Consider the following 26,980-nt stretch of genomic DNA (forward strand, 5'->3'; position numbering starts at 1 on the left):
GCGACCAGGGAGCTCCCGGTAGCGAGTTGGAAGACCGGCAGGGCGGTCCCGACCGTGCGGTGGCCCGCCTTTACCTGTGCTGGCCGTCCACCACCGACAGCACGACATCGACGAGCCGCTCGGCGGCATCGGGGCGGCCGTGCGCGCGAGCGCGTGCGGCCATCTCGCTGCGCTGCGTCTCATCGGCCAGCAGCGGGGTCACCGCCTCCTGCAACCGCTGCGGAGTCACGTCGCCCACCAGCGCGACCGCAGCACCAGCGTCCTCCAAGTGCCGGGCGTTGTGGGCCTGTTCGTTCCCGGCCGAGGTGGCGAGTGGCACGAGGACGGCGGCCTTGCCGAGTGCGGTGAGCTCCGCGATCGTTCCGGCTCCGCTGCGGGAGAGGACGACGTCGGCCAGGGCGAGTACATCTGGCAGCTCGGAGCCTACGTAAGCGGTCAGGTGGTGGCGTGCGGCCAGCTGCGCGGGCAGTCCGGTGGCCGCTTCGCGCAGGCCCTCGACATGATCGGGGCCGCACTGGTGGATGACGTTGGCCCGCTCCAACAGCCAGGGGAGCACGGACTTCACCAGCTCGTTGATCTGCTGTGAGCCCTGCGCCCCGCCGGTGACGTAGACGGTGGGCAGGCGGCGGTCGAAGCCGGTCAGGTTCAGTACGTCGATGGCCTTGTCCGGCTGCCCGGACAGGACTTCGGGGCGTACCGGGTTGCCGGTCACCACGGCCCGGTTGCGGACGGCTTCCGGCAGCAGCGGCAGCGTGGACTCCGAGGACACGGCAACCCTGCTTGCGGCGCCGGCCAACGTCTTGTTCGCCAGGCCGAGACGGACCGTCTGCTCGTGGACGACCAGCGGGACGCGGCACAACCGGGTCGCCGCGACACCCACGGGCACGGCCACGTATCCGCCGGTCGCCAGCACCACGTCCGGCCGGAAGGCGTTGATCGCCTTGCGGGCCTGCAGCACGCCGAGCGGAACCCGGCTCATATCGGCGACGTTCGCCGGCGATGCCAATTTGATCGGGTTCTTCGAGCGGCGGATCTTACCCACGGCGACCGACGTGAACGCGATGCCCTCACCGGCCGCCACACGTGCCTCCAGGCTGTCCTCCTTGCCCACCCAGAGGACTTCCAGGCCGCGGCCCGCGGCAGCCAGGCGAGCCTGAAGGGTGCGCACAGCAGTCAGGGCCGGGTACGTATGCCCGCCGGTTCCGCCGCCTGTCACGATCAAGCGGAGTGGGGGGTGAACGCTGCTCACAGGGGTGGCTCCAGTCACTGTCGAACCTTGCTCGGAATCGTGCCGGATCCGCACCCGGCCAGGGCCGAGCCTCCCACAGCCGCATGACCGCCCGACGACCCAGCCGCCCGATCGGTGTGCATGTTCGAAGAATGTGACCGTCGATGCGCAGGCGTAACGTCGGCGGCCGTCCGTACAACGCCTGCCGGGGGATGGTCATTTGAGGCCGGTCGATGAGCGATCGATGAGCGATCGATGAGCGATCGATGAGCGATCGAGGGGCGCGTCCCCACGGACACCGTGGAGGTGTTCGTCCCCGGAGCGTTCGCCGCGGGTGACTGGGCGCAGCCTGACACCTTGCTGTTCGTCCGCCACCTCCATCTACTGGCAGGCTGCGGTCAGTTGGACTGAAGCTCGCGGATGAGCTGCGCGGCTTGCTTCCGCGCCGGCTCCGGCCTCGGGGAACATCGGTACAGCCGTTGGCGCCGAGAACGGTCACGGTCCGATCGGCATGAGCGCGCTGACGCGGTTCTCGTACTCGCGACATCGGGGACATCAGCGACGCCCGCCCCGCGCAGTTCCCCATGCCCATGCACCAGATCGCGCTCGCACGACTCGGCCGCCTTCCACCGGTCGACGCCGCCGATCTCGAGGCTCTCGCCCAGCGCTGCGAGGCGTCGAACGCTGGAGTTTCGTGCTGGTCCTGGCACCGCCGCGCATCACCGGCACCACCGGACTCGTCGTCAATCCGATCGCCGTCTTCTGATCGGGCAGGCGACGTGCTCGGCACATCCGGTGCCGAGCGGTCGGCTGTTGTTCGTCAGGTGTTGGTCCCGGCCACCACAGGCGCCCGGTGGCCGCGGCGGCCGGCCTCGTTCTCTTCTTCGGCGCCGACATCGTGACCCACCTGCGAGCTCGCGACTACTCCTTCGGCCTGCAGTACCCGTTCCTTCTGCTGGCCATACGGTGGAGCGATGCGGGACGACGCCGAGATGCGACAGGTTCTGGCCGGACAGACCGCGCTCGGCCGCGTCGGCGAACCTGAGGAGATCGGCGACGCCGTCGCCACGCTGGCCTCCGAGGGCCTGCGCTGGGTCACCGCCCAGCGGATCGAGGTCTCCGGCGGCGCCCTCCTCTGAGCGACCGGGCGACGGCCTGTAGAGACGCAGGCAGCGACGGCACCGACTCACTCCCAGCGGGTAACTGCATTCGCGGTGTGATGGAGTACCGCCACAAGATGTACGTCACCAAGTGGCGCTGCCCCGGAGCCCCCGGCATCGACCCAAGGAACCTCCGCCGTGTGGGAGATCGTCCTCTGCCTGACCCCGCTGACCGTGGCGGGGTTCCTGCTGCTGTGCGCCGTCCTGCCCTGGGCGGCGGTGGCGCTGCAAGCCCGTACCCGGGATGTCGTCCCGGTGCTCTCCCGTGCCCTCCTGATGCTTTGTCTCCTGGTCGTGCTGGCGGCGACCCTGATCCCCGACCAGTCGCTGGGCAGTGGCGGGCAGCGCTACGTCATCTGGCTGCCGGGCGAGGGGCTGTGGGGCGACCACATGAGCACGCTCGGAATGAGTGACACGGAACGTGGCATGATCGTGCGGCTGCAGTTGGCGAACGCATTGATGTTCGTCCCCCTCGGCCTCCTCCTCGTCCTCGCGAGCCGTCAACCGCGCCTGGGCCGTGCGGCCTTGACCTGTCTGGCCCTGAGCCTTCTCATCGAGGCGGCGCAGTACGCGATGAACGCCGGCCGCACCGTCGACATCGACGACGTGCTGTTCAACACGCTCGGCGTTCAGCCAGGCGACCGGGGCTGCTGCAGCAGCAGCACCGTTGTGCGGGAACCCTGGTTACCGAACACCACGGGAACTTCGGAGAAGAGGCGGTCCGGTCATCCGCAGGTAGAGCCACGCACCACGAGCCGGGGAGGGAAAACCCGGGTCTCGTGCACATGCTCGTCGCTCGCTTCGATCTCGTCGATGAGGAGATCTATGGCTGCGCGGCCCAGGTCTTCGACCGGCTGGTGGATGGTGGTCAGCGGCACGGCCGCCAACGTCGCGACGTCGAGGTCGCCGTAGCCGATCACGCGGATGTCGTCCGGGATGCTCAGGCCGCGCGCGGACAGTCCCTGGCACACGCCCACCGCGAGGAAGTCGTTCGTGCAGAACACCGCATCCGGTACGGAGCTCAGGCCTCGGGCGATGGCGGCTCCCGCCTCGATCGTCATCGTCTCGGCGACGACCTGCTCGAGTCGGGCGTCCGGAGAGCTGCGGATCGCCTTGCGGGCTCCCTGGTAGCGGTCGGCGCACTGCCGGATCGTCCGGCTGCCGTTGACGACGAGGATGTGACGCGCTCCGTCGTTGAGCAGGTGGTCCACCGCCAGGCGGCCACCGCTGACGTCGTCGACGGCGACCGAGCAGCCGTCCTGCGCCGGCATGGTCCGGTCGGTCAGCACCAGGGGAATGCCGCGCTGACGCAGCCTGGTGAGCCGGTCCGGGTCGGCGCCGAGCGGCGCGACGACGACGCCGACCGCGCGTTGCTCTGCAAGCATGGTGAAGTAGCTGCGCTCGCGGTCGGGGTGGTCGCCGCTGTCGCACAGGACAAGGGAGAGACCGTGCCTGTACGCCGCGTCGGTGGCCCCCCTTGCGATGCGCGCATAGAAGGAGTTCGCGATATCGGGCAGGACCAGACCCACCGACGAGGCGCGACCGCTGCGCAGGCTGGCCGCCCCCGGGTGCGGCACATAGTCGAGGGCGGCGACCACGGTGCGTACCCGGGCGGCGGTGTCGGCGCTGACGCGCTCGGGACGGTTGAGGACGTTGGAAACCGTGGACGTGGAGACTCCGGCTGCCTCCGCGACATCCTGGATACGAGCGGGCGGCTTGCTGGACATCACGCCCCTTGTCCTCCGATCGCCCGGGTCTCACCAGATGGGGCAGCGCCTGTGCCGCACGGGCACGATGATTTCGGCTCCCGACCTTAACGAAAAAACTTTACATGGCCGCATCCGAAGCGCACAGGACCACCGGGCCCGGCACACGAAGGTGCTCCGACATCGCAAGGCATGCCCGTCCGGGCCGGGTGCAAGCCTTCTAAAAACGTTTTAGACGCGGCATCTCGCACCCGCCGTCAACCTCCATGTCCGCCTCAACCTTTGGTGGATCGTGGTGAATAGTGACGTTTGTTCATGGCCGGTCACCTCGCCGAAGAAGTTGCTGCACGTGTCTTGTTTGAACGTTCCAAGCGTCCTACGGTCGTTCGCACCGATCCCTCGACCGGGCTGTGCGGTTCACATCCCGGCAGGCACCGCTTTCCTCGCGCGACGCACCTTCATCTGTGCAGCTGTGCAGCCTCTTCGCCCTGGTATCTCCTGACTTCGAAGAAAGAGGGATCCAACCTTCATGGCCTCGAACCAGATCGCCGACAAGCCGGACGTGGAGACCGCGAGCGAGATGGGCGCGTTGCGACGGCTTCTGCCGCCGGTGTCGCGCAGGAAGACGCGTATCGGTCTGGTGGCAGGCGGACTGGGGGCCTACTGGCCGCAATTCCCGCAGCTGCTGCCCCAGTTGAAGGAATCCGCCCGGTACGTGACCGAGCGGTTCCAGGCCCTGGATGCCGAAGTCACCGATGTCGGCTTCGTGTCGGACGCCCGTGAGTCCGAAGTCGCCGCCGAGAAGCTGCGCATGGCTGACTGCGATCTCATCGTCGTGTTCCTCGCCACGTACCTGACGTCGTCCATGGTGCTTCCGATCGCGCAGCGTTCGGGTACTCCGGTGCTGGTGATCGATCTGCAACCGACGGAGAAGATGGATCACGCGTCCTTCGATACGGGCAGTTGGCTGGCGTATTGCGGGCAGTGTCCGGTGCCCGAGGTCGGGAATGTCTTCCGTCGCGCGGGCATACCGTTCCGCTCGGTATCAGGGTGGTTGCGCGATCCCAACGCCTGGCGGCGCATTGAGCGTTGGGTCGCCGCGTCGAAGGTCAGGGCGGCGCTCCGGCACGCGCGGCACGGTTTGATGGGGCATCTCTACCCCGGGATGCTCGATGTCTCCACGGACATGACGCTGCTGTCGGCCCAGTTCGGCTCCCACGTCGAAGTCCTGGAATTCGACGATCTCCGGGTCCGGGTCGCCGACGTCGGCGACGGACAGGCCAAGGAGCGGATGAACCTGGCCAGGGAGATCTTCTCCGTGGACGGCTCCGTGGCCGACGAGGACTTCGAGTGGGCCGCCCGGGTCTCCGTCGGCCTCGACCGGCTGGTCGAGGACTTCGGGTTGACCACTCTCGCCTACTACCACCGTGGGCTCGACGGCGAGCAGCACGAACGGCTCGGCGCAGGAATGATCCTGGGGGCCTCACTGCTGACCGCGCGCGGCATCCCGGCGGCCGGCGAGTACGAACTGCGCACATCTGCCGCGCAGTTGGTGAGCGACAGTCTCGGCGCCGGAGGGTCGTTCACGGAGATCCAGGCTCTCAACTTCACAGACGGCGTCGTCGAGATGGGGCACGACGGACCGGCACACCTGGCCGTCAGCGCGCAGGAGCCCATGCTCCGAGGACTCGGCGTCTACCACGGCAAACGTGGCTGGGGCGTCAGCGTCGAGTTCGACGTCGAACACGGTCCCGTGACCGCTTTCGGTATCGGCCAGGACCGGGACGGAACGCTGGTGTTCGTCGCGTCCGAAGGGAAGACCGTCCCCGGACCCCTCCTGGCGATCGGCAATACCACCAGCCGTGTGGACTTCGGACGGGACCCCGGCGAGTGGGTGGACGCCTGGAGCGACACCGGCATCGGGCATCACTGGGCGCTGTCCACCGGCCATCGCGCCGCCGAGTACGAGGCAGCCGCCCACCTCATGGGTGTGCCGTTCCGGCAGGTGTGACGACCGTTCCCCGGACACATCTCCGTTGCCCTGAAAGACACCACACTTTCCCGACCGCGGGCTGGTCCCGCGAGGAGGCATGACGATGCGCATCGAACGACTGGTGGCCGAGTACGGCGCTCCGGACCTGGGGATCGGCACGCCCAGTCCGCGACTCTCCTGGGCCCGTAGCGGTGGGGACGCGGAACAGAGCGCGTACGAAGTGCGGCTCCGGACCGCCGACGGCGGCACCGAGGTGGCGGGTGGAGCCGGGCCCGAACAGGTGCTTGTCGCCTGGCCGTTCCGGGAGTTGCGATCGAGGGAGCGCGTCGAGGTCCAGGTCCGGGCCGAGGCGGATGGCACATGGTCGGCGTGGAGCGACCCCCTCGTGATCGAGGCCGGGCTGCTGACACCCGAGGACATCGAGGCGCGGTTCATCGGCCCACGGGACATCGGCGGTCTCGACGGTGGCACGGTCGTGCTCGCCCGCGACCTCGAGCTGGACGGGTCGGTCGCCGACGCGCGGCTGTACATCACGGCACACGGCGTCTACGACGCGTGGATCGGCGACCGCCGGGTGGGCGACCACCAACTCGACCCGGGCTGGACGGCGTACGACACCCGCCTGCGTTACCAGACCTTCGACGTCACCGAGCACCTGCGGGCCCCGGGCGGGAACCGGATCGCGGTCGGCCTCGGCAACGGCTGGTACCGCGGACAGCTCACGTGGACGCTGCAACGCGACTCCTACGGTGACCGGCTCGGGCTCCTGGCCCAACTCGAGATCACCTACGCGGACGGCCGCCGGCAGACCGTCCTCACCGACGGCACCTGGTGCGCCGGGGAGACCGGGGTGCTCGCCGACGACCTCTACGACGGCCAGAGCACCGACCTGCGGGTGCCGCTCGCGCCCGAAGCCGTGGCGACCGGCCCGGTCGACGTCCTCGACGTCGACCTCGGCCGGCTCGTCGCGCCGATGGGCCCGCCGGTGCGCGAAGTCGCGACGGTGCCGGCGTGCGAACTGCTCACCTCGCCGACCGGAGCGCAGATCATCGACTTCGGAGAGAACGTGGTCGGCTGGGTACGTCTGCGTGTCACAGGGGAGCGCGGCGGCACCGTCACCGTGCGGCACGCGGAAGTACTCGAAGGCGGAGAGCTCGGCGTACGCCCGCTGCGCGAGGCCAAGGCGACCGACACCTACGTCCTCGCCGGCGGTCAGCAGGTGCTCGAACCGCGGTACACGTTCCACGGCTTCCGGTACGCGGAGGTCACGGGCGCCGAGGTGCGCCCCGAGGACGCCGAGGCCGTGGTGGTCAGCTCCGACCTGCGCCGTACCGGATGGTTCGAGTGCTCCGAGCCGGACGTGAACCGACTGCACGAGAACGTGATCCGGGGCATGCGCGGCAACTTCGTCGACGTACCGACCGACTGCCCGCAGCGCGACGAGCGGCTCGGCTGGACCGGCGACATCCAGGTGTTCGCCCCCACCGCCGGCTTCCTCTTCGACGTGGGCGGATTCCTCGGCTCGTGGCTGCGGGACCTCGCGGCGGAGCAACGACCCGACGGCGGCGTCCCGTTCGTGGTGCCCGACGTCGTGCGCGAGCACATCGGCGGCCCCCGGCCCGGTGACGCGCCGCACTCGCCGCCGGCCGGCTGGGCGGACGCGGCGGTCCACGTGCCGTGGACGCTGTACGAACGCTACGGCGACGTCGGCGTCCTCGAGAGGCAGTACGACTCCATGAAGGCATGGGTCGACAAGGCCCACGCCCTGGCGGGCGAGTCCCTTCTGTGGGACACGGGATTCCAGTTCGGCGACTGGCTGGACCCGGACGCGCCACCGCACGACGCGGCGGCCGCGAAGGCGGACCCCGCCGTCGTCGCCACCGCGTACCTGGCCCGCAGTACTCACCTCATGGCCCGCACCGCCGAGGTACTCGGGCACGAGGCCGACGCCCGGCGGTACGCACAGCTGTCGGCCGACGTCGCGCAGGCCTTCCACAAGGAGTACGTCGGACCGCACGGCACGGTGCGCAGCGACTGCCAGACGGTGTACGCGCTGGTGCTGGTCTGGGGCCTGCTCGACACGGACGTGCAGCGGCGTGGTGCGGGGGACCGGCTGGCGACGCTGGTCCGCGAGGCCGACTTCCACGTCAGTACCGGATTCCTGGGCACACCGGTGATCCTGGACGCCCTGTGCGAGGCCGGGCACCCCGAGCTGGCGCACGCGATGCTCCTGACCCGTACCAACCCGTCGTGGCTGTACCCGGTCGGCATGGGCGCCACGACTATCTGGGAGCGCTGGGACTCGATGCTGCCGGACGGGTCCGTCAACCCCGGCGAGATGACGTCGTTCAACCACTACGCGTACGGGGCGGTCGCCGACTGGCTGCACCGGAGCGTGGCGGGACTCGCCCCGGCCGCGCCCGGCTATCGCGAGGTCACGGTGCGGCCTTTGGTGACCGGCCAGTTGGACCGCGCGTCGGCCCGGCTCGACAGCCCGTACGGCCCGGTCGGTGTCGCGTGGCGGCTGGCAGGCGAGCGGTTCGAGCTGGAGCTCGACGTGCCGCCCGGAGTCACGGCCCACCTCGACCTGCCGCTGGACGAGCCGGCCCGCAGCGTCGGGCCGGGCACGCACCACGTGGCCGGGGACTGGGTGCCGGTGGGGAATCCGCTGCCCGCCCGCTGAGGTGTCGGTCCGAACGTTCCATCCAGAGGCTGAGGCTCCCTCACCTCAGGTCGGTTTCTCAAAGGCGAGAAGGGAGCGGCGATGAAGACGAAGTGGTTCGGAACGCTTCGTGGAGCAGGTTCCAGGTTGGCTGTCGCGGCGGTTGTCGCGTGTACCGCGCTGTCCGGGTGCGCGACCGGACACCCTGCGGGAGGCTCCGCGGTCAAGGGCCAACGGACACTGACCCTTGGTGTGTCGGGAGAGCCGCAGTCGTTCGACCCCGCCCTGCAGCAGAGCGGCGGCGACCAGCGATGGCGATGGCAGGCGACCTTCGACACGCTGCTGCGCTGCGACGCCGATGGCAACGTTGTCCCCAACGCGGCCCAGAGCTACAAGCTCAGCAAGGACGCGAAGACCCTCACCATGAAGCTCCGCAAGGGGATGACCTTCTCGGACGGCACACCGGTGAACGCCGCCGCCGCGAAGGCGACCATCGAGCACATGAAGAAGGGCGGCGGTTCCGACGCCGGCCGCGTCGCCGAGGTCACCGTCAAGACGCCGGACGCCCACACTGTCGTACTCAAGGCACCGCGCCCCACCGGCCAGTTGCCCACGTTCATGTGCCTGGCGCCCGGCGCCATCGCGGAGCCGAAGCAGATATCCAGCGGCTCCGTCGCCTCGGTTCCCGTCAGCTCAGGGCCGTACAAGCTCGACCCGGGCGGATCGACCTCGGGGTCCGTCTACCGGTTCGTCAAGCGCGACGACTACTGGAACGCCGACGCCTACGCGTACGACACCGTCGAGTTCGTCACCATGTCGGACTCCACCGCTCGGCTCAACGCGCTCATGTCCGGTGAGATCGACGGCGCCGTCATCGACCAGGACCAGGCGGCCGAGGCACGCAACACCGGCCTCCACGTCCTGTCGAATCCCGGCACTTGGACCGGCATGTACATCAACGACCGGGCCGGCAAGAAGATCCCCGCACTCGGCGACGTACGGGTGCGCCGCGCGATGAACATGGTCTTCGACCGGAAGGCCATCGCCGACCACATGTTCGGAGGCGAGGCCGCGCCCACCACCCAGATCTTCAACCCGGGCTCCACCGCGTTCGAGGCGAAACTCGACAAGGCCTACCCGTACGACGTCGCGCGGGCGCGCCGACTCATGAAGGAAGCGGGTCACGCGGACGGCTTCACGATCGAGGTGCCGAGCGAGGCGGACGGCAGCGCCGTCTACAACCCCCTCGTGATCCAGCAGCTCGGGCTGCTGAACATCCGCGTCAAGGAGGTCCCGCTCACGGGGCCGACCGCGATCTCCGACATCCTCGGCGGCCGGTTCCCCGTCATGTACGCACGGATGAGCACGTCGGCGTCGTCGCTGTTCAGCATCGTCGAGGCGCTCGAGCCCGGCTCCATCTGGAACGTCATGCGGACCAAGGACCCGAAGCTGCAGAAGCTCCTCGAAGAGGCTCAGGTCGCGCGCGGCAAGCGCGGCGACGAGGTCTATCGGGAGATCAACGAATACGTCGTGGACCAGGCCTGGTTCGTGCCCTGGGTCGCGGAGAACACGTTCTTCGCGACGCGGGACGCCTCGATGGTGCCCGAGATGACCGACCCGTTCCGCTTCAACCCGTACCTGAGCGACTTCAAGTAACCCCGGCCGCAAGGCTGTTGCCATCACGAGGAGGTGAGGCATCCCATGATCGGTTACACCCTGCGCCGGCTCGCCTCGGCGCTCCTGCTCACCGTCGCGGTCACGTTCGTGACGTTCGTTCTGATCTTCAGCGACAGCAACGCCATCGCCCGCGCCACGCTGGGCAAGGCCGCCACCCAGGCGGCCGTGGACCAGAAGGCCGCGCAACTCGGCCTCGACCGTCCCGTCCTGGTCCAGTACCTCGACTGGGTGGGCGACGTCCTGCACGGCTCGCTCGGCGTCAGCTTCTTCACCGGGGAGTCGGTGACGTCGATGCTGACGACCCGGCTGCCCGTGACGCTCTCGCTCACCGCCGTGGTCGTCGTCCTGACGGCACTCGTCAGCGTGCTCGTCGGCACCCTGGCCGCCGTGCGCGGCGGCTGGCTCGACCGGACCCTGCAGATGTTCGCCGTGTCCGGCGCGGCCGTGCCCGCGTTCATCGTCGCGATCTTCCTGGTGCTCCTGGTCGCGGTCGAATGGGGCTGGCTGCCCGCCACGGGATACGTCCCCTTCGCCCGCGGCCCCGTGGAGTGGGCGAGGTCCCTCGCGCTGCCAGTGCTCGCCATCCTCGTCGGCTCGATCGGTGGCGCGGCACAGCAGTTCCGCGGCGCCGTCTCCGAGGTCCTCCAGCAGGACTTCGTCCGTACGCTGCGCTCGCGCGGCATCGGCGAGTTCGGCATCGTCTTCCGGCACGTGCTGCGCAGCGCGGCCGCCCCCGGCCTGACCATCCTCGGCCTGCAGACCATCGGCATGCTCGGCGGCGTCGTCCTCATCGAGCAGGTCTTCGCGCTGCCCGGCGTCGGCGACCTCGCGGTCGAGATGACGCTGCGCTCCGACATCCCCGTCGTCATGGGGTGCGTCGTGTTCACCGTCCTCGTCGTCGTGGTCGTCAACCTCGTCGCGGACATCGTCGGCGCCTGGCTCAACCCGAAGGTGAGGCTCGGATGAGCGCGGAACAGGTCGCCAGCCCCGTCGTCGACCGCGAGGCTCTCGCAGGCGGCACGGCTTCTGCCGGTGACGGCCGCGGCGGCGGGACCTCCATAGGGCGCCGCCTGCTGCGCGACCCGCTGGCCGTCGCGGCCCTCGTGTACGTGACGCTCGTCGTGCTGGTCGGCATACTGGCGCCGCTGCTCGCCCCGAACGGGCCGAACCACGTCGACGTCAGCCAGGCCAACACCCCGCCGTTCGTGGGCGACTTCGTGCTCGGCGGCGACTCCTCGGGCCGCGACATCCTGTCCCGGCTGCTCTGGGCGACGCGCGGCACCCTGCTCTCCTGCGTCATCGTGCTGGCCGTCTCGACCGTCGTCGGTGTCGTCGGCGGCCTGCTCGCGGGCTACTTCCGGGGGCCCGCCGAGGCGATCGCCGGCTGGGTCGCCGACGCGGTCATGGCGCTGCCCGGCATCGTGCTGCTCATCGCCATGTACACCGTGATCGGCCCGTCGATTCCGATGGCCATGGCCGTGTTCGGTGTCCTCATCGCGCCCGCGAACTATCGGCTCGTACGGGCCGTTGTCGCCGAGGTGCGCGGCGAGCTCTACATCGACGCCGCGAAGGTCTCCGGCCTCTCCGACCTGCGGATCATCTTCCGGCATGTCCTGACCGCCGTACGGGCGCCGATCATCATCCAGTCCGGGTTCATCCTCGCGGCCGGTATCGGCATTCAGGCGGGACTGGAGTTCCTCGGCCTGGGCGACCCGCGCGACCCCTCGTGGGGCGGCGTCCTCCAACAGGCCTTCTCCACGGTGTACTTGAACCGCGGCGCGGTCGTCGCACCGGCCCTCGTCGTCAGCCTCACCATCCTCGCGTTCGTCCTGCTCGGTAACGCGTTGCGCGACGCGCTCCAGGGCTCCGGACGGAATCGGCCCGCGACCGCCGAACGCCTCGCGGCGGCCCGCGCTGCCCACCCCGCGTCGTCCCACACCCCGGAGGCCGACGCCCTCGTGAGCGTACGAGGCCTCGCGCTCGGCTACCCCGACGGCGAGGGCGGCGTAAGCGAAGTGGTCGAGAGCGTGGACCTGTGCGTACACCGTGGCGAGATCCACGGCCTGGTCGGCGAGTCCGGGTCGGGCAAGTCGCAGACGGCGTTCGCGATGCTCGGGCTGCTGCCCAAGGACGCGGTGGTGCTCGGCGGCGCGGTGTTGTTCGACGGCGCCGACCTGCTGGCCGACACCGCCGCGATGCGCCGGGCGCGCGGTACCCGCATCGCCTACGTGCCGCAGGAACCGATGAGCAACCTCGACCCGACGATCACCATCGGCCGCCAGCTCACACTCGGCCTGCGGGCAGTGAAGCGCATGCCGAAGGCGCAGGCGCGCATCCACCTCCTCGGCATCCTGGGCCGGGTCGGGATCGCCGACCCGGAGGCGGTCTTCGCCATGTACCCGCACCAGATCTCGGGTGGCATGGCGCAGCGCGTCCTCATCACCGGCGCGCTGGCGGGCGACCCGGAGCTCATCGTCGCCGACGAGCCGACGACGGCCCTCGACGTCACCGTGCAGGCCGACGTGCTCGCACTCCTTCGCGAACTGCGGGACGAGCGCGGGCTCGGGATGCTCCTGGTCACCCACGACCTCGGGGTCGTGGCCGACATCTGCGACACCGTGAGCGTCATGCGCGGCGGCACGATCGTCGAGCAACAAGAGGTCAGGTCGTTGTTCGCCGACCCCGAACACCCCTACACACGCGAGCTGTTGTCGTCCGCGCTCGACCCCGAGGAGTCGTGATGACGGACGCAACCCCGCTGCTGCGGGTGGAGAACCTCGTCGTCGAATACCGGTCGGGACGCCTGCGCTCGACGAAGCGGATCATCGACGACGTCAGCCTCGACATCGCACCGGGCGAAACGCTCGGCCTGGTCGGGGAGTCCGGCTCCGGCAAGACGACGATCGGGCGCGCGGTCCTCGGGCTCGCGCTGGTCACGTCGGGCCGCATCCTGCTCGACGGCACGGACATCGGCGGCCTGCGCCGCCGCGAGCGACGTGACCGCGCCCGAGACGTGCAGGCGATCTTCCAGGACCCGTACTCGTCGCTGAACCCGTCGATGTCGATCGCGGACATCCTCGCCGAGCCGATCCGCGAGGGAACCCCGGCCTCGCGACGGGGGCGGGTACGCGAACTCCTCGACGCCGTCGGTCTGCCCACGGACGCCGGGCGGCGGCGGGCGCGGGAGTTCTCCGGCGGCCAGCGCCAGCGCATCGCGATCGCGCGCGCCCTGGCACTGAGCCCGCGCCTCATCATCTGCGACGAACCGACCAGTGCCCTGGACATGAGCACCCAGACCCGCGTACTCGGCCTGCTCAAGGAGATCCAGCAACGCACCGACGTGTCCTACCTGTTCATCAGCCACGACCTGGGCGTCGTACGCGAGATGAGCGACCGCACCGCGGTGCTGCTCGGCGGCCGCATCGTGGAACAGGGCACGGCCGAGCAGATCGCCCGGGACCCCCAACACCCGTACAGCCGAAGGCTGCAGATGGCCACGCCCGTGGCCGACCCCGTACTGCAGGCGCGGCGCCGCGAGGAACGCCTGGCGATGCTGCGCGAGCAGGCGGCCGCGGGCTGACCACTACCGCCACACCCCTGACGGAAGGACCCCTGGTGGACCAGGACTTGACCGACCTCTTCGACAACCCGCCGGCACACAACGGCCCCGTCCCGCTGTGGTGGTGGAGCGGCGGCCCGGTCACGCGCGAGCGCGTGCGGTGGCAGCTGGAGCGCTTCGTCCAGGGTGCGATCCACGATGTCGTCCTCATGAACCTCGCGCCGAAGGGACCGACGTACGGGGCGCAACCCGACGACCCGCCGTGGTTCAGCGAGCGGTGGTGGGACCTCGTCACCTACACATGCGACGTCGCCGACGAACTCGGCGTCCGCCTCTGGTTCTACGACCAGATCGGGTTCTCGGGGGCCAACGTCCAAGGCACCGTCGTGGCCACGCACCCGGAGGCGGCGGGGCGGGTGCTGCGCACCGCCGTGACCGAAGTCGGCGAGGACGGCACGCTGCCGCTCGCCGAACGCGACCACGTCGTGGGCGTGTACGGGGACCGCGCGGGGGACGGCTGGCAGCGGCTCGACGTGCGCGACGGCCGGGTGGACGCCGCCCCCGGCACCCGCATACGCGTCGTGACCTGGCGCGACACCGCCTTCGACTACCTCGACCCGCACGCCTGTGCCCTCCTTCTCGACGCCGTGCACGGCGAGTTCGAGCGCCGCCTCGGCGACCGCCTCGGCAACGTCATCACCGGCAGCTTCCAGGACGAGCTGCCCGCCATGCCCACGTGGTCTGCCCGGTTCGCGGCCGAGTTCGAGCGCCGCCGGGGTTACGACCTGCTCGACCACCTGCCGTCGTTGTGGGAACGCGGGGGTGACGCCGACGACGCCGTACGAGCCGACTACCACCTCGTGCGCACCGAACTGGCCGAGGAGGCGTTCTTCCGGCCGCTCGGTGAGTGGCACGAACGGTGGGGCATGCTCGTCGGCGCGGATCAGACCAACCCGGCCCGCGCCGGCTGGCCGACCCAGAGCTCGCAGCTCTACGGCGACTACTTCACGACCCACCGGTGGATCAACGCCGTTGGCAGCGACCACGAGGGCGACGCCCGCGTCCACTCGTCCATGGCCGACCTGTACGGGCATCCGCGCGTGTGGATCGAGTCGTTCCACTCCAGCGGCTGGGGCGGCACGCTGGAGGACACCTGGGACTGGCTGCTCCCGTTCTTCCGCAGCGGCGCCGACCTGTACAACCCGCACGCCGCCTACCTCGACACACGCGCCGGCTGGTTCGAATGGGCGCCGCCGGGAACCGACTTCAGGCAGCCGTACTACGCGGTCTACCCGAGCTTCGCCCGCGCGGTCGCGCGCACGTCGGCGCTGCTGACCTGGGGAGACCACGTCGTCGACGTCGGAGTGCTCTACCCCTCGACCACGGGGCACGCGGAACTGGCACCGGACGAGCCGATCGACTACTTCGGCGAGGGACCCATCGGCGGCCCGCACGAACGGGCCGACCGCGCGCACATCACCTACCAGGCACTCACCGGCACGAACAACTGGTTCCGCCACACCCCGAGCCTGCTCGACCGCGCCGGGATCGACTTCGACGTCGTCGACGAGGACTCCCTGCACCGCGCGACGGCAGGCGACGGGAAGTTGCGGGTCGGGGCGCTCGGGTTCCGCACCGTGCTTCTCCCGTCGGTCACCCACCTGCGGCCCGGGACGGCGGAGCAACTCGTCGCACTGCTCGACGCCGGGGGACAGGTCGTGGTCGTGGGCGCCGACCCGGTGACGGTGACCGGCCGCGACTCTTCCACGGCGCTCGCCGCCCTCGTCGAACACCCCAAGTTGATCCGCGCCGACACACCCGAGCAGGCGGTCCGGCTGACCGCGGACGCCGGCACCCCGGCATGGGCGCCGCACGGGCTGCGCGCCCGCCGCCGCGGCGATGTCACCGCCGCGTTCGTCCCGGCCGCCGAGCCGAACGCGACCGCGTACCCGCTGCGCCAGGACCCGGACTCACTGCACTGGGACGAGATCGACTTCGACCCCGGCCGGTACGCGGCACGCACCCACGTGGACGTGGCGGGTCCGGTGGCCGAGGCGGAGGTGTGGAACCCGGCGACGGGCGAACGCCGGCCGGCGCCGATCGTTCCCTCGTCGGCGGGCAGCCGTATCGAGGTCGACCTTGCCGGGGCGCCCGCCGTCTTCGTCGTCTGGCGCGCCGGCGAGCGTCGGCCAGAGCACCCGGCGCAGCCCGCCGCCGCGACACCCGCTCCTCCGGTCGTCGAAGAACCGCTCGACGACGGATGGACCCACGAACTCGTCCCCACCCTCGACAACACCTGGGGCGACATGGCGCTGCCCGCCGGCCCGGACGACGTACCACTCGAGGTGTGGCGGATGCGATGGCGCGACGGCGAGGCCGAACCGGTCGACGTCCGCGCCACGTTCGGCCAGCAGGTACTGGTGCACGGCCCGTCGGCCACGCCCCCCGGACCACTGGGCGAGCGCGACGCGGAGCGCGTACATAAGGGCGCCGAACTCGCGGACCCCGACTGGCAGTTGCACCGCTTCTCGGCATCCCGCGGACTCGACACCGACCACGGACACCGGTACGAGCCGAAGGGGTTCGTGCCCGAGGAATTCCTGGTGCTGCCCGCGCCCGGCGAGGGCGAACACCTCTCCGTCCGTACGGTGTTGAGGGTGGAAGAGCCCGGGCCGTACCTCCTCACCGTCGCCGCACCGGCGGCGAAGCAGGTGTGGTTCGACGGGGTGCCGTGCACGGCCGACGGCGACCGTTACGCCACGACGATGCCCGTACGGTTCTCCGGCCGGACCGCCGTACTGGAGTACCGGGTGGGCGCCGGTGAACTGCCGGCCACGGTGCACGGGAACCACCCCGAGACCCTCGGGTCGTGGTTCATGCTCGAACGCCCCCAACAGCACGTGGAGCGTCCCGAGTTCATCGCCCCCGGCCAGGTGGCAGGCGGCGAGGGCGACGTACGGACCCGGTTCCGCACACCGTCCGACGCCGACGGCGTCACCCTGGTCACCGGCTCCACTGCCGCGCTGCGCATCGAGCTCGACTCGGTGCCCGTCGCCCGCCAGGAGAAGGTGCAGTACTACGAGAACGACGCGGGCGACCGGCCCATGTTCTTCACCCACCACCTCGGCCCGCTGCCGGCCGGGGAACACGAGCTCCGGGTCGTCGCCGAGACCGCCGACCCCGAGCACGCGGTGTCCGTCGACGCCCTCGTGCACGGGAAGGGCCTCCGGCAGACCGTGGTCAGCGGCCCGGAGTGGATCAGCGGCGCGGACGGACCGCCGGCCCGCGTGAAACGGGGCCTCGGCGCCGGACTCACCCATACGCACACGGCGCGCCGCCCGCACCCGCTGCCCGATGCCGCCTGGCTGGCCGGGCGGCCGGAGGTCGGAGAGCCCGCGGTGCGCTTCTCGGCCGCACGCTCCGCGGCCCCGCGCCTCCAGGAGTTCGAGGTCCTGCTGCCTGCGGGCGCGGTCGAGGCATCGCTCCCGGTGCCGGTCGAGAGCGCCGAGCTCGCCGGTGCCGCCGTGTCCGTCGAAGCCGGGCGCCTCACGCTGGACCGCCCCTTGGACCGCCCGGCCACGCTGATCGTGCGCACCGCCCCTCGCGCGTTCGACGTCGGCGGGGCGGCGTGGGACGGCCCGGTCGTGGTGCGCACGGAGTCCTTCGTGGGCCCGTTCGAGGACTGGCGGGACGCCGGACTCGGCGCCTGGAGCGGCGCCGTGCGCTCCGCGCGGTCGATCCACGTGGCCGAGAGGGAGCGCGTCCGCCTCGACCTGGGCCGTGTCCGCGGTGCCGTCGTGATCGCGGTCGACGACAACGTGGTGGGCGAACTCTTCTGCAGCCCCTTCGCCCTGGATCTGGGCGAACTCGCCCCCGGAGAACACCGGTTGACGGTCACCGTGTACGGCACGCTCGCGCCACGCCTCGACTCGATCAGCCCGACCCACTTCCTGCGACCGTCTCAACTCCACACCGGTGTACGTGGCCCGGTCCGACTCACCCGCCGAAGCGTGGGCGGTGATGTCCACGTGACGTGATGCCGCGCACGGCGGCGGGGCGCGCCGCCGCGGGAGCGGTCGTCCGGAACGGTGTGAGCAACACTCGGTGAGGCTTCCCCAGCCGGTCTGTGGCGCTGTAGCGCCCAGGCCACAGACCCGGCACACCGTCCCGCGGTCCCCCACACGGGAGAGCCGCCGGGCGACATGCGCCCCGGAGCCTCACCAAGGCCATGGGCGAGAACTGGCCACGCCTGAGGGCGGCCCGAATTCTCGCTCCGGACGACTGGAAGAATGCCCGGCTGTGACGATTCGTGTGCTGATGGTGGATGACCAGGAGATGGTGCGCCGCGGAATGGGGCGGATCCTCGAGAGTCAACCGGACATCGAAGTGGTCGGTGAGGCCGCCGACGGAGTAGCCGCACTGGAACAGGCCCGCCTGCTGCGGCCCGATGTCGCTCTCATGGACGTGCGCATGCCCCGGATGGATGGGCTCGAGGTCACCCGCAGGCTGCTCGAACCCGCCTCCGGGCTCACCACGAAGGTCGTCGTTGTGACGACCTTCGACCTGGACGAGTATGTGTATCCGGCGCTGCGCTACGGCGCTTCAGGATTCCTGCTCAAGCGCTCGGGGCCCACGCTGCTCGTGGAGGCGGTCCGTGCGGCCATGGTGGGGGACAGCCTCATCAGTCCCTCGATCACGGTCCGGCTGCTGCGCCATGTCACAGGCAACGGAGCTTCCGCTGGGGCGGGTTCGGCGCGGCCGGCGATGGTCGAACCGCTCACCAAGCGGGAGGTCGAGGTCGCTGGAAAGGTGGCCGAGGGCCTGACCAACGCCGACATCGCCGGCGAGATGTTCATCTCGCCGGGCACCGTCAAGACACATGTCGCGAGCATCCAGCGCAAGCTCGGTGTCCGCAATCGGGTCGGCATCGCCGTCCGGGCCTGGGAGATGGGGTACGCCCCTTCCTAGGCTGAGGCACATGATGCGAACCACACCCATCGGACTCGGGCGCCGGCGCGCCTTATGGTGCGGGCTGACGCTCGTCCTGCTGGGGCTGCCGGCGTTCCTCGGACCGCCCATGGCCCTGCTGCTCGCCCTGGTCGCGGTCGCCACCGTGCTTGCCGCCCTCGTGCCCTGGCCTCTGGGCCCGGTCACCCTGGTCCGGGCCGGATACGTGGTCGCCGTCCTCTCACTTGCCGTGGACCTCGGGTACCGGGGGCAGCAGGGGCTCACTCTGCTGTGGATGCCCTTCGAGTTCGCCGCACTGCTGGTGCTCACCGCACGCCTCGTACGCCGCGAACCCCGCCCGGTGCTCCCGGGTGCGACCCTCGCGATCGCCGCACTGGTGCTCCCACTGCGCTTCACCGTGCGCAACCCCGAGTCGGGCACCAACGGGTCCCTGCTCATGCTGGTGCTCACGCTGGTCCCCGTGCTCTGCGCGGTCGGCATCGGCATGCGGCTGCGTACCACGGACACCCGAAGCCGCCTGGCGGTTCTTGAGGCCCGCAGGGACCAGCGGCTGCACATGGCCCGCGTCCTGCACGACTTCGTCGCCCATGAACTGACCGGCATGGTCCTGGAGGTGCAGGCGGCACGCACCAGCGCCTACGACCCGGGCGAGTACGACGCCTTCCTCGCCCGGCTGGAGGAGTCGGGACTGCGGGCCCTCGATCAGATGGACCGCACCCTGGACACCCTGCGCCAGGCCGAGCAACTGCCCGCGCACGGCGGAGCCGCCGATGAGCCGGCCGAGGCTCCGACCCGGGTCCACGGACTCGTCGACCTGCCCGACCTCACGGAGCGCTTCTCGGCATCCACGTCCATCCCGACCGAACTCGACCTGGACGAAACGCTGGTGGGCACCCTGCGTCGGGAGATCGACGAAACCGCGTACACCCTGGTCCTTGAGGCGCTGACGAACGTACGCCGTCATGCCGCGGGAGCGACCTCAGTGAGGGTCAGCGTACGCCGGGACGCCGAGGACCGGTTGTGCGTGAAGGTCATCGACAACGGTGGACAGAGCAGCCCGCTGACCGGGGACCGGGACGGCGGCGGCACCGGCCTCGCGGGTCTCGACGAGCGGTTCGCCCTGCTGGGCGGGGGACTTGAGGCCGGACCCGACGGCACGGGCTGGCAGGTCACCGGCATCCTGCCGCTCCTGCAGCGGCTCGACGACACCGGCTGAACCACGCCCGGGGCGGGACTCGCCCAGACCCCGGCACCGGTCCCGAATCAGTCCCCGAATATCTGCCGAACGGCAGATGCCCAAAGGGGCGCGGCAGACGAGTCTTGGATCACTCACCGAGAGAGACAAGAACCCCGGAGGACACCGTGCTCCCTCGCAACTGGTCCCGCGCCCTGTTGGCCGCCCCCGCCGTAGCCGTTCTGGTCACAGCCACCGGATGCGCCAGCGCGAAGGACGCCGAACCCGAGAAGAAGACGTTCTCCTTCCAGGGGAACACCCTCGACGTCAGGTCTCACGGCATCCCCACCGACCTGGTCGCCTCGGGCCGCGACGACGTCCTTGTCACCCGGTGGTTCGACGTGGGCTTGGGCGCCGACGACGAGGCGAGCTGGGAACTGGCCAAGGGCGCGCTCGATCTGCGGGCCATGTGCAGCAAGCTCGCCAACTGCGATGTGCGCTTCAAGGTCGAGGTGCCCAAGTCCGTGAAGGTGCTGCGCAACGGCCGCCCCACGGATCTCAAGGGGGCCAAGAGCCAGGCTGCGGGCAGCCCGTCGCAGGCCGCCACCGCCATCCGGACTCGGGTGTAAGGGAGCCACCGGCATGCTGGAACTCATCGACATCACGAAGGTCTACCGGGGCGGCAAGCGCGCCGTGGACGGGATGACCCTGCGCATGGAGAGCGGAATGCTCGGCCTGCTCGGCCCCAACGGCGCCGGCAAGTCCTCGCTCATGCGGATCGCCTCCACCGTCACCCGCCCCACCAGCGGGCAGGTCGTGTTCAACGGCACCGACGTGGTGGCCAAACCGGACGTGCTGCGTCAGGCCCTCGGCTACCTGCCGCAGGACTTCGGGGTCTACCCGAACCTGACCTCACGGGAGTTCCTCTCCTACCTGGCCGCGGCCAAGGGCCTGTCCGCCCGCTCCGCACGCGCACGTATCGACGAACTTCTCCAACTGGTCAACCTGACAGAGGCGGTCAAACGACCTCTGGGCAAGTACTCCGGGGGCATGATGCGCCGCGTCGGCATCGCCCAGGCATTGCTCGCCGACCCGCAAGTGATCATTGTCGACGAGCCCACCGCGGGCCTCGACCCCGAAGAACGCGTCCGCTTCCGCAACCTGCTCAGCGATCTGGCCGCGGACCGCGTGGTCATGCTCTCCACCCACATCGTCTCCGACGTCGAGTCGGTCGCCGCCGACATCGCGGTCGTCGCACAGGGGCGGCTACTGCGCCGTGGCTCCCCCGAGGACCTCCTCGCCGCGGTGGACGGCTGGGTGTGGGACGTCCTCGTGGACCCGGCCGATGTTGCCGCCGTACGAGAGCGTCACCTCGTCTCCCGGATGGTGCGCACCACCAGCGGCGTACGGTTGCGGCTGATCACTCATGTGCCGCCGTACGCCACGGCGCAGCCAGTCACTCCCGACCTTGAGGACGCCTATCTGGCGATCGTCAACCAAGTCGGCCCGAAGAGCAGCGAGTTCACCTCGCAGGACCGGACCGTGGACCTGAGGGGCGGCTGGTGATGGGTGCTCTCTTCCGGCTCGCGAAAGCCGACTTCTGGGACCGGGTGAGGCGCCCGGCGTACGCGGCGATCCTCTGCGCCGCGGTCGGTCTGGGCTACCTCGCCACGCCCGGCAGGGACGCCGGCTGGGTCGTGATGCAGATCGGCCGCTACCGAGGCGAGTACAACAGCGCCTACATCGGCATGGTCGTCGCCCTCGCGGGCGCGGTCTGGCTCTGTCTCGGTGGTTTCTATGTCGTACGCAATGCCATCTCCCGCGATGAGAGGACCGGTGTGGGACGGCTGCTCGCGGCCACCCCGATCAGCAACGCCACCTATCTCCTGGCGAAGTTCCTGAGCAGTGTGCTGGTCCTGGCCTCCATGCTGGGTGTGCTCGTGGTCACCGCGGTGGTCATGCAGCTGGCGCGTGGCGAGGTCCTGGCCGTCGATCCCGTCGAACTGCTCAAGCCCTTCGTGCTGATCGCACTGCCCCTCATGGTGTTCACCGCGGCCGCGGCGCTCCTCTTCGAGACCATCCCGCTGCTGCGGGCGGGGCTCGGCAACATCCTCTGGTTCTTCATCTGGGCGTTCATCGCCATCGGCGGGCAGTCGCCCAACGCCCCGCTCGGCGGGATCGGTGTGCACGGCGTCGTGCAGTCGCTCGGCGGTGACATGAGGGCCCAGGGCATCGACCCCTCCAAGGTCGGCGAGTTCAGTCTCGGCCTGACCCTGGTGGACAAGCCGCTCGACACGTTCGTCTGGCACGGCTTCGGCCCCGACGCCGACTATCTGCTCTCGCGGCTCGCCCTGGTCCTGATCGCGGCCGCCCTTGTCCTCGTCCCGGCCTTGTGGTTCCCGCGCTTCGACCCGGCGCGCGGTCGTGAGGTGGCTGATCCGGCGCGGCAGAATCCTGCCGACGACTCCCGGGCCTTCCCGGTCACCCCTGCCGTCGTCCTGTACGAGGAGCCCGGCGCCGCCCGCCCCGATGCCTTCGGTGGCGTCCCCAAGACGCCGGTCAAGCGCGGGAACGCGACCCTGCGCCTGCTGTTCGGGGAGGTGCGCATCCTGATCCAGGGCGTTCCGCTCTGGTGGTGGGGTGGAGTCCTCGCACTCGCCGCGATCTCCCAGATGATCACCCCCGCGACCGGCGTCGCCAGGTTCCTGCTGCCGATGTCCTGGATCTGGCCCGTGCTGATCTGGTCCCGGCTCGGCACTCAGCGCCATGAATCCGGGGTCGAGGCGATCCTCGGCGCGTACCCCACCGCCCGTCGCCGCATCGCCTCCGAGTGGGCAGCAGGCTTCCTGCTCACCGCGGTCGTGGGCATCGGACCGGCCGTGCGGATGGCCACCGGATCGGACACCACGGGCCTCTTCCACTGGTTCCTCGGCGCGTTGTTCATTCCCTCCTTCGCTCTGGTCCTCGGCACGCTCAGCCGTACCCACCGCCTCTTCCAGGCCGCCTATCTGCCCCTCTGGTACGGCACGGTCAACGGCATCACGCCGCTCGACTTCATGGGCGCCCTCCGCGGGCCCGACGGAGTGCCGGTCGGCATGTCCCCGGGCCTGCTCATCGGCAGCACCGCGGTGATGCTCGCCATCGTCTTCGCCTCGAGCGCGGCCCGACGCGCGGCTTCGTGACGCCCGGAACTGCTCGGGCACCGCACAAAAGCCGGCCGGGGCCGCCCTTTTGCAGGGCGGCCCCGGCCGGTGCACCGGAGGCCCGATCGCTCTGTGGTGCACGTGCGGAGTACCACCCCTGCGCCCACGGCACTTTGCTGTCCCTAGGACTTGAGTGCGGCGCGCAGGCGCTCCGCGTAGGCGCGGCGGCGTTCGGCGGGGAGCGAGTCGGGCTGCGGGGCCGTGCCCCTCGTTCCGTAGAACGGGCAGTCGTAGTCAACGGGTTCGTGGTTGTGCACGGGGCACCTTCCTGACTGTTTGTCGAATCCGGGAAGGGGACTGATGCAGGTCTGGGTGAGAGCCTGACCTGCCCCACCGTTCGGGCTCCAGGTTCGGTGGCCAACCGGCAGTCGGGAGCAGCGCCAAACCGCACCCGTCGGAACACGCCTCGTCGACGCCAAGCCCGCAGCCCCAGCACACCGTCCCAAGCCACCCTTGTCCCCACCCACTCATTCCGATACCGTATTTATTAAAGCCGGTTTCCATAAGGGGATGGGGGCGATGGACACCGCGATGGACACTGCACGGGAGGCCGTTCAGGCGGAGCGGGCGGCGAATCAGGTTGCGTGTCTGGGGGTGTTGGCCGAGGCCGATGAGGCGTGCACGATCGGTGTGATCAGTGAGGCCACCGGGCTGTCGCGGCCGACGGTGCGGGCCGTTCTCGACGACCTCGTCGAACTCGGAATGGTCGAGGGCGTCAGCGCCGCGACGGCAGGGCCCGGCCGGCCTGCCCGTGCTTTTCGGTTCGCGCGTGAGGGCGGCCTTGTCGCCGGGGTCGACCTGGGGCCCCGAGGGGCGCGCGCGGTCATCTGTGACCTGTCCGGGCGCCGGGCCGGTTACGCGGAAGTGCCGCCCCACAAGCACGCCGACCTCGCGTTGATTTCGCGCGCGCTCGACGCCGCGGCCGGTTCGTCCGACCTTGACCACGACCTCGGACGGCTGCGTGCGGTCGGTGTCGCGCTGCCCGGTGTCGTCGAGACGGACGGGCGGCTGCGTGCCAGTCTCGCGCTGCCGGACCTGGTCGGTCTGCCGGTCGCGGAGCTGCTGGCGAAGGACCTCGGCCGGTCCGTGGTCGTGGACAACGACATCAAGCTGGCCGGTCTCGCGGAGCAGCGCGCGGGCGCGGGCCGCGGGTATTCCGATGTCGTCTATCTGCAGATCGGTCACCGGCTGTCCGTGTCGGTCGTGTTGGACGGTTCGATCCGGCAGGGCAGTCATCGCCTCGCGGGCGAACTCGGTGCGCAGCGCGGCATGCGCTGGACGCGGAACGCGCGGCGAGGGCAGTTGGTCTGGTCGTCGCGCCCGACGAGCGCGCAGGTGCTGAGCGCCGCCGCCGCGGGCGACGCCGACGCACAGGCCGAAGTCGAGGACTTCTGCGCGCAGATCGCCGAGCGGGTCGCGACTGTGCTGCTGGTGGTCGACCCCGAGGTCGTGGTCGTGCGGGGCGGTGCGGCGAAGGACGTCGGAGCGCTTCTGCGGCCGCTCGAAGCCGCGATCGAGAAGGAGTTGGTCTTTCCCGAGCGTCCGTCGTTCGTCGCGTCCGGTCTGGGGCGCGAGGCGGTGGTGCTCGGTGCCGTCGGCAACGCGTTCGACCAGTGCGGTTCAGAGATCTACGGAGTCCACGGCTATCCCAGCCCGTGGGCCCGCATCACACACGACGTGGAGGGGATCACCAAGTGAAGCTCGGAGTCAGTTCGTACTGCTTCCGCCAGCTCCTGAGCAGCGGCGAGATGGACCTGATCGGTGTTCTGGACTGGGTCGCGGCCTCGCGGGCCGGGCACATCGAGATCGCCGCGACGGACGGGGCGTACTACCTGGAGAACGAACGCGTCGTACGTGACACGGCGAAGCATGCCGAGGAAGTCGGCGTACCGATCGTCAATTACCTGGTGAGCGGCGATCTGAGGGAGGGCGACGGCAAGGAAGTCGACCTGCTGCGGCGGCAGTTGGACGTCGCGCAGCGCTTCGGTGCCGGGATCTTCCGGCACGACGTCGCGCCGTGGGCATGGCGTGAGCGGGACCCGGGGGAGTTCGAGTCGACCTTCGAGAAGGTCGTCGAAGGCTGCCGCGCGGTCGCCGACCACGCGGCGGCGCTCGGCATGGTGTCGACCATCGAGAACCACGGCTTCTTCATGAACGGCAGCGACCGTCTCGCCCGGCTCGTGCACGCCGTGGACCGTCCGAACTTCCGCGTCACGCTCGACCTCGGCAACGGCCTGTGCGTCGGCGAGGTACCAGGGAAGACCGCCGCCGGCCTGATCGACGTGGCGGCGTCCATCGGTGTGAAGGACTTCCACATTCGCCGCTCCGCGGGGGAGGGCTGGCTGAAGACGCTCGCCGGCGACTACCTCCTCGGCACCGTCTCGGGCCACGGCGACGTCGATCTGCCCGGCCTCCTTGCCCTGGTCGCCACGAAGCCCGACGTGCCGGTGAGCCTGGAATTCGAGGGCATGGAAGCGCCACTGCCCGCCATCGAGCACTCCCTTGCGAACATTCTTCGACTGACGGAAGGCGTGGCCTGACATGACGACCCGTATCGCAGTGATCGGCCTCGGGGCCATCGCCACCGAGCACTTGAGTGCCTACCAGAAGAACGACCAGGCCGAGCTGGTCGCCGTGTGCGACATCGACCCGGAGCGGGCAAAGGCCCGGGCCGAGCAGTTCGACGTGGAGCGGGCCACGACCGACGTCGAGGAGATTCTCTCCGACCCGGACGTGGACGCCGTGAGTGTCTGCGTGCCGAACACCCTGCATGCCCCCATCGCCGAAGCGGCGCTGCGGGCCGGGAAGAACGTACTGATCGAGAAGCCGATGACGGTCACCGTCGCCGAGGCCGAGTCGCTGGTCCGGGCCGTCGAGGAGACCGGACAGGCACTACAGATCGGCTACGTACGGCGGTTCGCGCCGAACGCGCTGGTGACGAAGCGGTTCCTGGACGCGGGCGAGTTCGGTGACATCTACGCCGCACGCGCCACGCTGTTGCGGGCCGCCGGGAACCCGGGTGGGTGGTTCGGCGACGTGGAGCTGTCGGGCGGCGGTCCGCTGATCGACCTGGGCGTCCACATCATCGACCTGTGCTGGTACCTGATGGGCAGGCCGAAGGCGGTGTCCGCGTCCGGTGTCACGTTCGCGCCGCTGGGTGCGCGCGACAACATTCAGAACCTCAAGCGGTACCGCGCCGCATCGGCGGCTCGGCCCAACACCGTGGAGGACTACGTCACCGCGCAGCTCCGCTTCGAGGACGGTCAGGTGCTCGATGTGGACACGTCGTACTCGCTGCACGCGCGCAACGAGATCAGTGTGCGCATCCACGGTGACAAGGGTGGCGCGGAGATCGAGCCCGAACTGCTGATGCTCACCGAGCGGCACGACACCCTCCTGCATGTGCGGCCTCAGATCGATTCGCTCGGCTTCGACTTCAAGGTCGGGTTCGCCAACCAGATCGACCACTTCCTGCGGATCTGCCGGGGCGAGATTCCGGCCGATGCCACCGCGGAACAGGGCCTGGAGATGGCCCGCATGCTGAGCGCGGTCTACGAGTCGGCGAAGAGCGGCGCCGAGGTGAAGATCGAGCGCTGACCTGGCCGATTCAGTTGCCCGGGATCGCCCCGTCCCGGGCAACTGGCATGCCT

At 70.0% G+C, this 26,980-nt stretch carries 19 protein-coding genes and 1 pseudogene; 17 read left to right on the forward strand and 3 right to left on the reverse strand.

The window, feature by feature from the left end; all coding sequences use genetic code 11:
* Positions 1 to 70: 70 nt before the first annotated feature.
* Complete coding sequence (locus OG746_RS38460; RefSeq protein ID WP_266723197.1) at positions 71 to 1,249, reverse strand: UDP-N-acetylglucosamine--N-acetylmuramyl-(pentapeptide) pyrophosphoryl-undecaprenol N-acetylglucosamine transferase; 1,179 nt, start codon at positions 1,247 to 1,249, stop codon at positions 71 to 73.
* Positions 1,250 to 2,202: 953 nt separating this feature from the next.
* Between OG746_RS38460 and OG746_RS38465 the strand changes: the two genes are divergently transcribed.
* Together OG746_RS38465 and OG746_RS45485 are read left to right on the forward strand one after the other, a co-directional pair.
* Positions 2,203 to 2,367: an SDR family oxidoreductase gene (locus OG746_RS38465; protein ID WP_266723199.1), complete on the forward strand. Its 165-nt coding sequence runs from the start codon at positions 2,203 to 2,205 to the stop codon at positions 2,365 to 2,367.
* Between the two features lie 297 nt (positions 2,368 to 2,664).
* A pseudogene (locus OG746_RS45485) lies at positions 2,665 to 3,006 on the forward strand (VanZ family protein); the annotation flags it as partial.
* Between the two features lie 107 nt (positions 3,007 to 3,113).
* On the opposite strand, the gene OG746_RS38475 reads toward OG746_RS45485, so the two are convergent.
* Positions 3,114 to 4,115 (reverse strand): LacI family DNA-binding transcriptional regulator, encoded by a 1,002-nt coding sequence (locus OG746_RS38475; protein ID WP_266723201.1) that lies wholly within the window; start codon positions 4,113 to 4,115, stop codon positions 3,114 to 3,116.
* A gap of 559 nt (positions 4,116 to 4,674) precedes the next feature.
* On the opposite strand from OG746_RS38475, the gene OG746_RS38480 reads away from it, so the two are divergent.
* The 12 genes from OG746_RS38480 to OG746_RS38535 all read left to right on the forward strand — a co-directional run bounded on the left by OG746_RS38480 (position 4,675) and on the right by OG746_RS38535 (position 23,309).
* The gene (locus OG746_RS38480; RefSeq protein WP_266725678.1) at positions 4,675 to 6,105 is read left to right on the forward strand and encodes an L-fucose/L-arabinose isomerase family protein; all 1,431 of its coding nucleotides are present in this window, start codon (positions 4,675 to 4,677) and stop codon (positions 6,103 to 6,105) included.
* 85 nt (positions 6,106 to 6,190) lie between these two features.
* Positions 6,191 to 8,770: an alpha-L-rhamnosidase gene (locus OG746_RS38485; protein WP_266723203.1), complete on the forward strand. Its 2,580-nt coding sequence runs from the start codon at positions 6,191 to 6,193 to the stop codon at positions 8,768 to 8,770.
* Positions 8,771 to 9,001: 231 nt separating this feature from the next.
* Positions 9,002 to 10,405 (forward strand): ABC transporter substrate-binding protein, encoded by a 1,404-nt coding sequence (locus OG746_RS38490; protein ID WP_266723205.1) that lies wholly within the window; start codon positions 9,002 to 9,004, stop codon positions 10,403 to 10,405.
* A 45-nt stretch (positions 10,406 to 10,450) separates the two neighbouring features.
* Complete coding sequence (locus tag OG746_RS38495; protein ID WP_266723207.1) at positions 10,451 to 11,392, forward strand: ABC transporter permease; 942 nt, start codon at positions 10,451 to 10,453, stop codon at positions 11,390 to 11,392.
* Complete coding sequence (locus OG746_RS38500; protein WP_266723209.1) at positions 11,389 to 13,167, forward strand: dipeptide/oligopeptide/nickel ABC transporter permease/ATP-binding protein; 1,779 nt, start codon at positions 11,389 to 11,391, stop codon at positions 13,165 to 13,167. Before OG746_RS38495 ends, OG746_RS38500 begins: the two co-directional genes overlap by 4 nt.
* A complete protein-coding gene (locus tag OG746_RS38505) occupies positions 13,167 to 14,006 on the forward strand; it encodes an ATP-binding cassette domain-containing protein (RefSeq protein WP_266723211.1) in 840 nt (279 codons plus the stop codon). The genes OG746_RS38500 and OG746_RS38505 overlap by 1 nt, the downstream gene beginning before the upstream one ends.
* A gap of 35 nt (positions 14,007 to 14,041) precedes the next feature.
* Positions 14,042 to 18,022, forward strand: coding sequence for a glycosyl hydrolase (locus OG746_RS38510; protein ID WP_266723213.1), 3,981 nt, complete (start codon positions 14,042 to 14,044; stop codon positions 18,020 to 18,022).
* Between the two features lie 262 nt (positions 18,023 to 18,284).
* The gene (locus OG746_RS38515) at positions 18,285 to 18,953 is read left to right on the forward strand and encodes a response regulator (RefSeq protein WP_266723215.1); all 669 of its coding nucleotides are present in this window, start codon (positions 18,285 to 18,287) and stop codon (positions 18,951 to 18,953) included.
* Between the two features lie 10 nt (positions 18,954 to 18,963).
* Entirely contained in the window at positions 18,964 to 20,169 is a 1,206-nt protein-coding gene (locus tag OG746_RS38520; protein ID WP_266723217.1) for a sensor histidine kinase, read from the forward strand.
* Positions 20,170 to 20,315: 146 nt separating this feature from the next.
* On the forward strand, positions 20,316 to 20,756 hold the full coding sequence (locus OG746_RS38525; protein WP_266723219.1) for a hypothetical protein: 441 nt from the start codon (positions 20,316 to 20,318) through the stop codon (positions 20,754 to 20,756).
* 13 nt (positions 20,757 to 20,769) lie between these two features.
* Positions 20,770 to 21,693, forward strand: coding sequence for an ABC transporter ATP-binding protein (locus tag OG746_RS38530; protein ID WP_266723221.1), 924 nt, complete (start codon positions 20,770 to 20,772; stop codon positions 21,691 to 21,693).
* Positions 21,693 to 23,309: an ABC transporter permease gene (locus OG746_RS38535; protein WP_266723223.1), complete on the forward strand. Its 1,617-nt coding sequence runs from the start codon at positions 21,693 to 21,695 to the stop codon at positions 23,307 to 23,309. Before OG746_RS38530 ends, OG746_RS38535 begins: the two co-directional genes overlap by 1 nt.
* Positions 23,310 to 23,452: 143 nt before the next feature.
* Here the strand turns inward: OG746_RS38535 and OG746_RS38540 are convergent, their stop codons facing one another.
* Positions 23,453 to 23,587 (reverse strand): hypothetical protein, encoded by a 135-nt coding sequence (locus OG746_RS38540; protein WP_266723225.1) that lies wholly within the window; start codon positions 23,585 to 23,587, stop codon positions 23,453 to 23,455.
* Between the two features lie 274 nt (positions 23,588 to 23,861).
* Between OG746_RS38540 and OG746_RS38545 the strand changes: the two genes are divergently transcribed.
* From OG746_RS38545 to OG746_RS38555, 3 genes are read left to right on the forward strand one after another with little or no spacing between them, the layout of a single operon-like run.
* On the forward strand, positions 23,862 to 25,028 hold the full coding sequence (locus OG746_RS38545) for an ROK family transcriptional regulator (protein WP_266723226.1): 1,167 nt from the start codon (positions 23,862 to 23,864) through the stop codon (positions 25,026 to 25,028).
* Positions 25,025 to 25,870, forward strand: a complete 846-nt coding sequence (locus OG746_RS38550) for a sugar phosphate isomerase/epimerase family protein (protein ID WP_266723228.1) — start codon at positions 25,025 to 25,027, stop codon at positions 25,868 to 25,870. Before OG746_RS38545 ends, OG746_RS38550 begins: the two co-directional genes overlap by 4 nt.
* 1 nt (position 25,871) lies before the next feature.
* Entirely contained in the window at positions 25,872 to 26,927 is a 1,056-nt protein-coding gene (locus OG746_RS38555; protein WP_266723229.1) for a Gfo/Idh/MocA family protein, read from the forward strand.
* The last annotated feature ends 53 nt before the right edge of the window (positions 26,928 to 26,980 follow it).

Origin of the sequence: Streptomyces sp. NBC_01016, assembly GCF_026341035.1 — a bacterium.
Taxonomy (GTDB): domain Bacteria; phylum Actinomycetota; class Actinomycetes; order Streptomycetales; family Streptomycetaceae; genus Streptomyces.

What these genes read in the sequence shown, in the direction of transcription:
- OG746_RS38535 (WP_266723223.1), top strand. Translation starts at nt 21,693, where the DNA reads ATGGGTGCTCTCTTCCGGCTCGCGAAAGCCGACTTCTGGGACCGGGTG.
- OG746_RS38485 (WP_266723203.1), top strand. Translation starts at nt 6,191, where the DNA reads ATGCGCATCGAACGACTGGTGGCCGAGTACGGCGCTCCGGACCTGGGG.
- OG746_RS38505 (WP_266723211.1), top strand. Translation starts at nt 13,167, where the DNA reads ATGACGGACGCAACCCCGCTGCTGCGGGTGGAGAACCTCGTCGTCGAA.
- OG746_RS38555 (WP_266723229.1), top strand. Translation starts at nt 25,872, where the DNA reads ATGACGACCCGTATCGCAGTGATCGGCCTCGGGGCCATCGCCACCGAG.
- OG746_RS38500 (WP_266723209.1), top strand. Translation starts at nt 11,389, where the DNA reads ATGAGCGCGGAACAGGTCGCCAGCCCCGTCGTCGACCGCGAGGCTCTC.
- OG746_RS38465 (WP_266723199.1), top strand. Translation starts at nt 2,203, where the DNA reads ATGCGGGACGACGCCGAGATGCGACAGGTTCTGGCCGGACAGACCGCG.
- OG746_RS38475 (WP_266723201.1), bottom strand. Translation starts at nt 4,115, where the DNA reads ATGTCCAGCAAGCCGCCCGCTCGTATCCAGGATGTCGCGGAGGCAGCC.
- OG746_RS38530 (WP_266723221.1), top strand. Translation starts at nt 20,770, where the DNA reads ATGCTGGAACTCATCGACATCACGAAGGTCTACCGGGGCGGCAAGCGC.
- OG746_RS38545 (WP_266723226.1), top strand. Translation starts at nt 23,862, where the DNA reads ATGGACACTGCACGGGAGGCCGTTCAGGCGGAGCGGGCGGCGAATCAG.
- OG746_RS38480 (WP_266725678.1), top strand. Translation starts at nt 4,675, where the DNA reads ATGGGCGCGTTGCGACGGCTTCTGCCGCCGGTGTCGCGCAGGAAGACG.
- OG746_RS38495 (WP_266723207.1), top strand. Translation starts at nt 10,451, where the DNA reads ATGATCGGTTACACCCTGCGCCGGCTCGCCTCGGCGCTCCTGCTCACC.
- OG746_RS38520 (WP_266723217.1), top strand. Translation starts at nt 18,964, where the DNA reads ATGATGCGAACCACACCCATCGGACTCGGGCGCCGGCGCGCCTTATGG.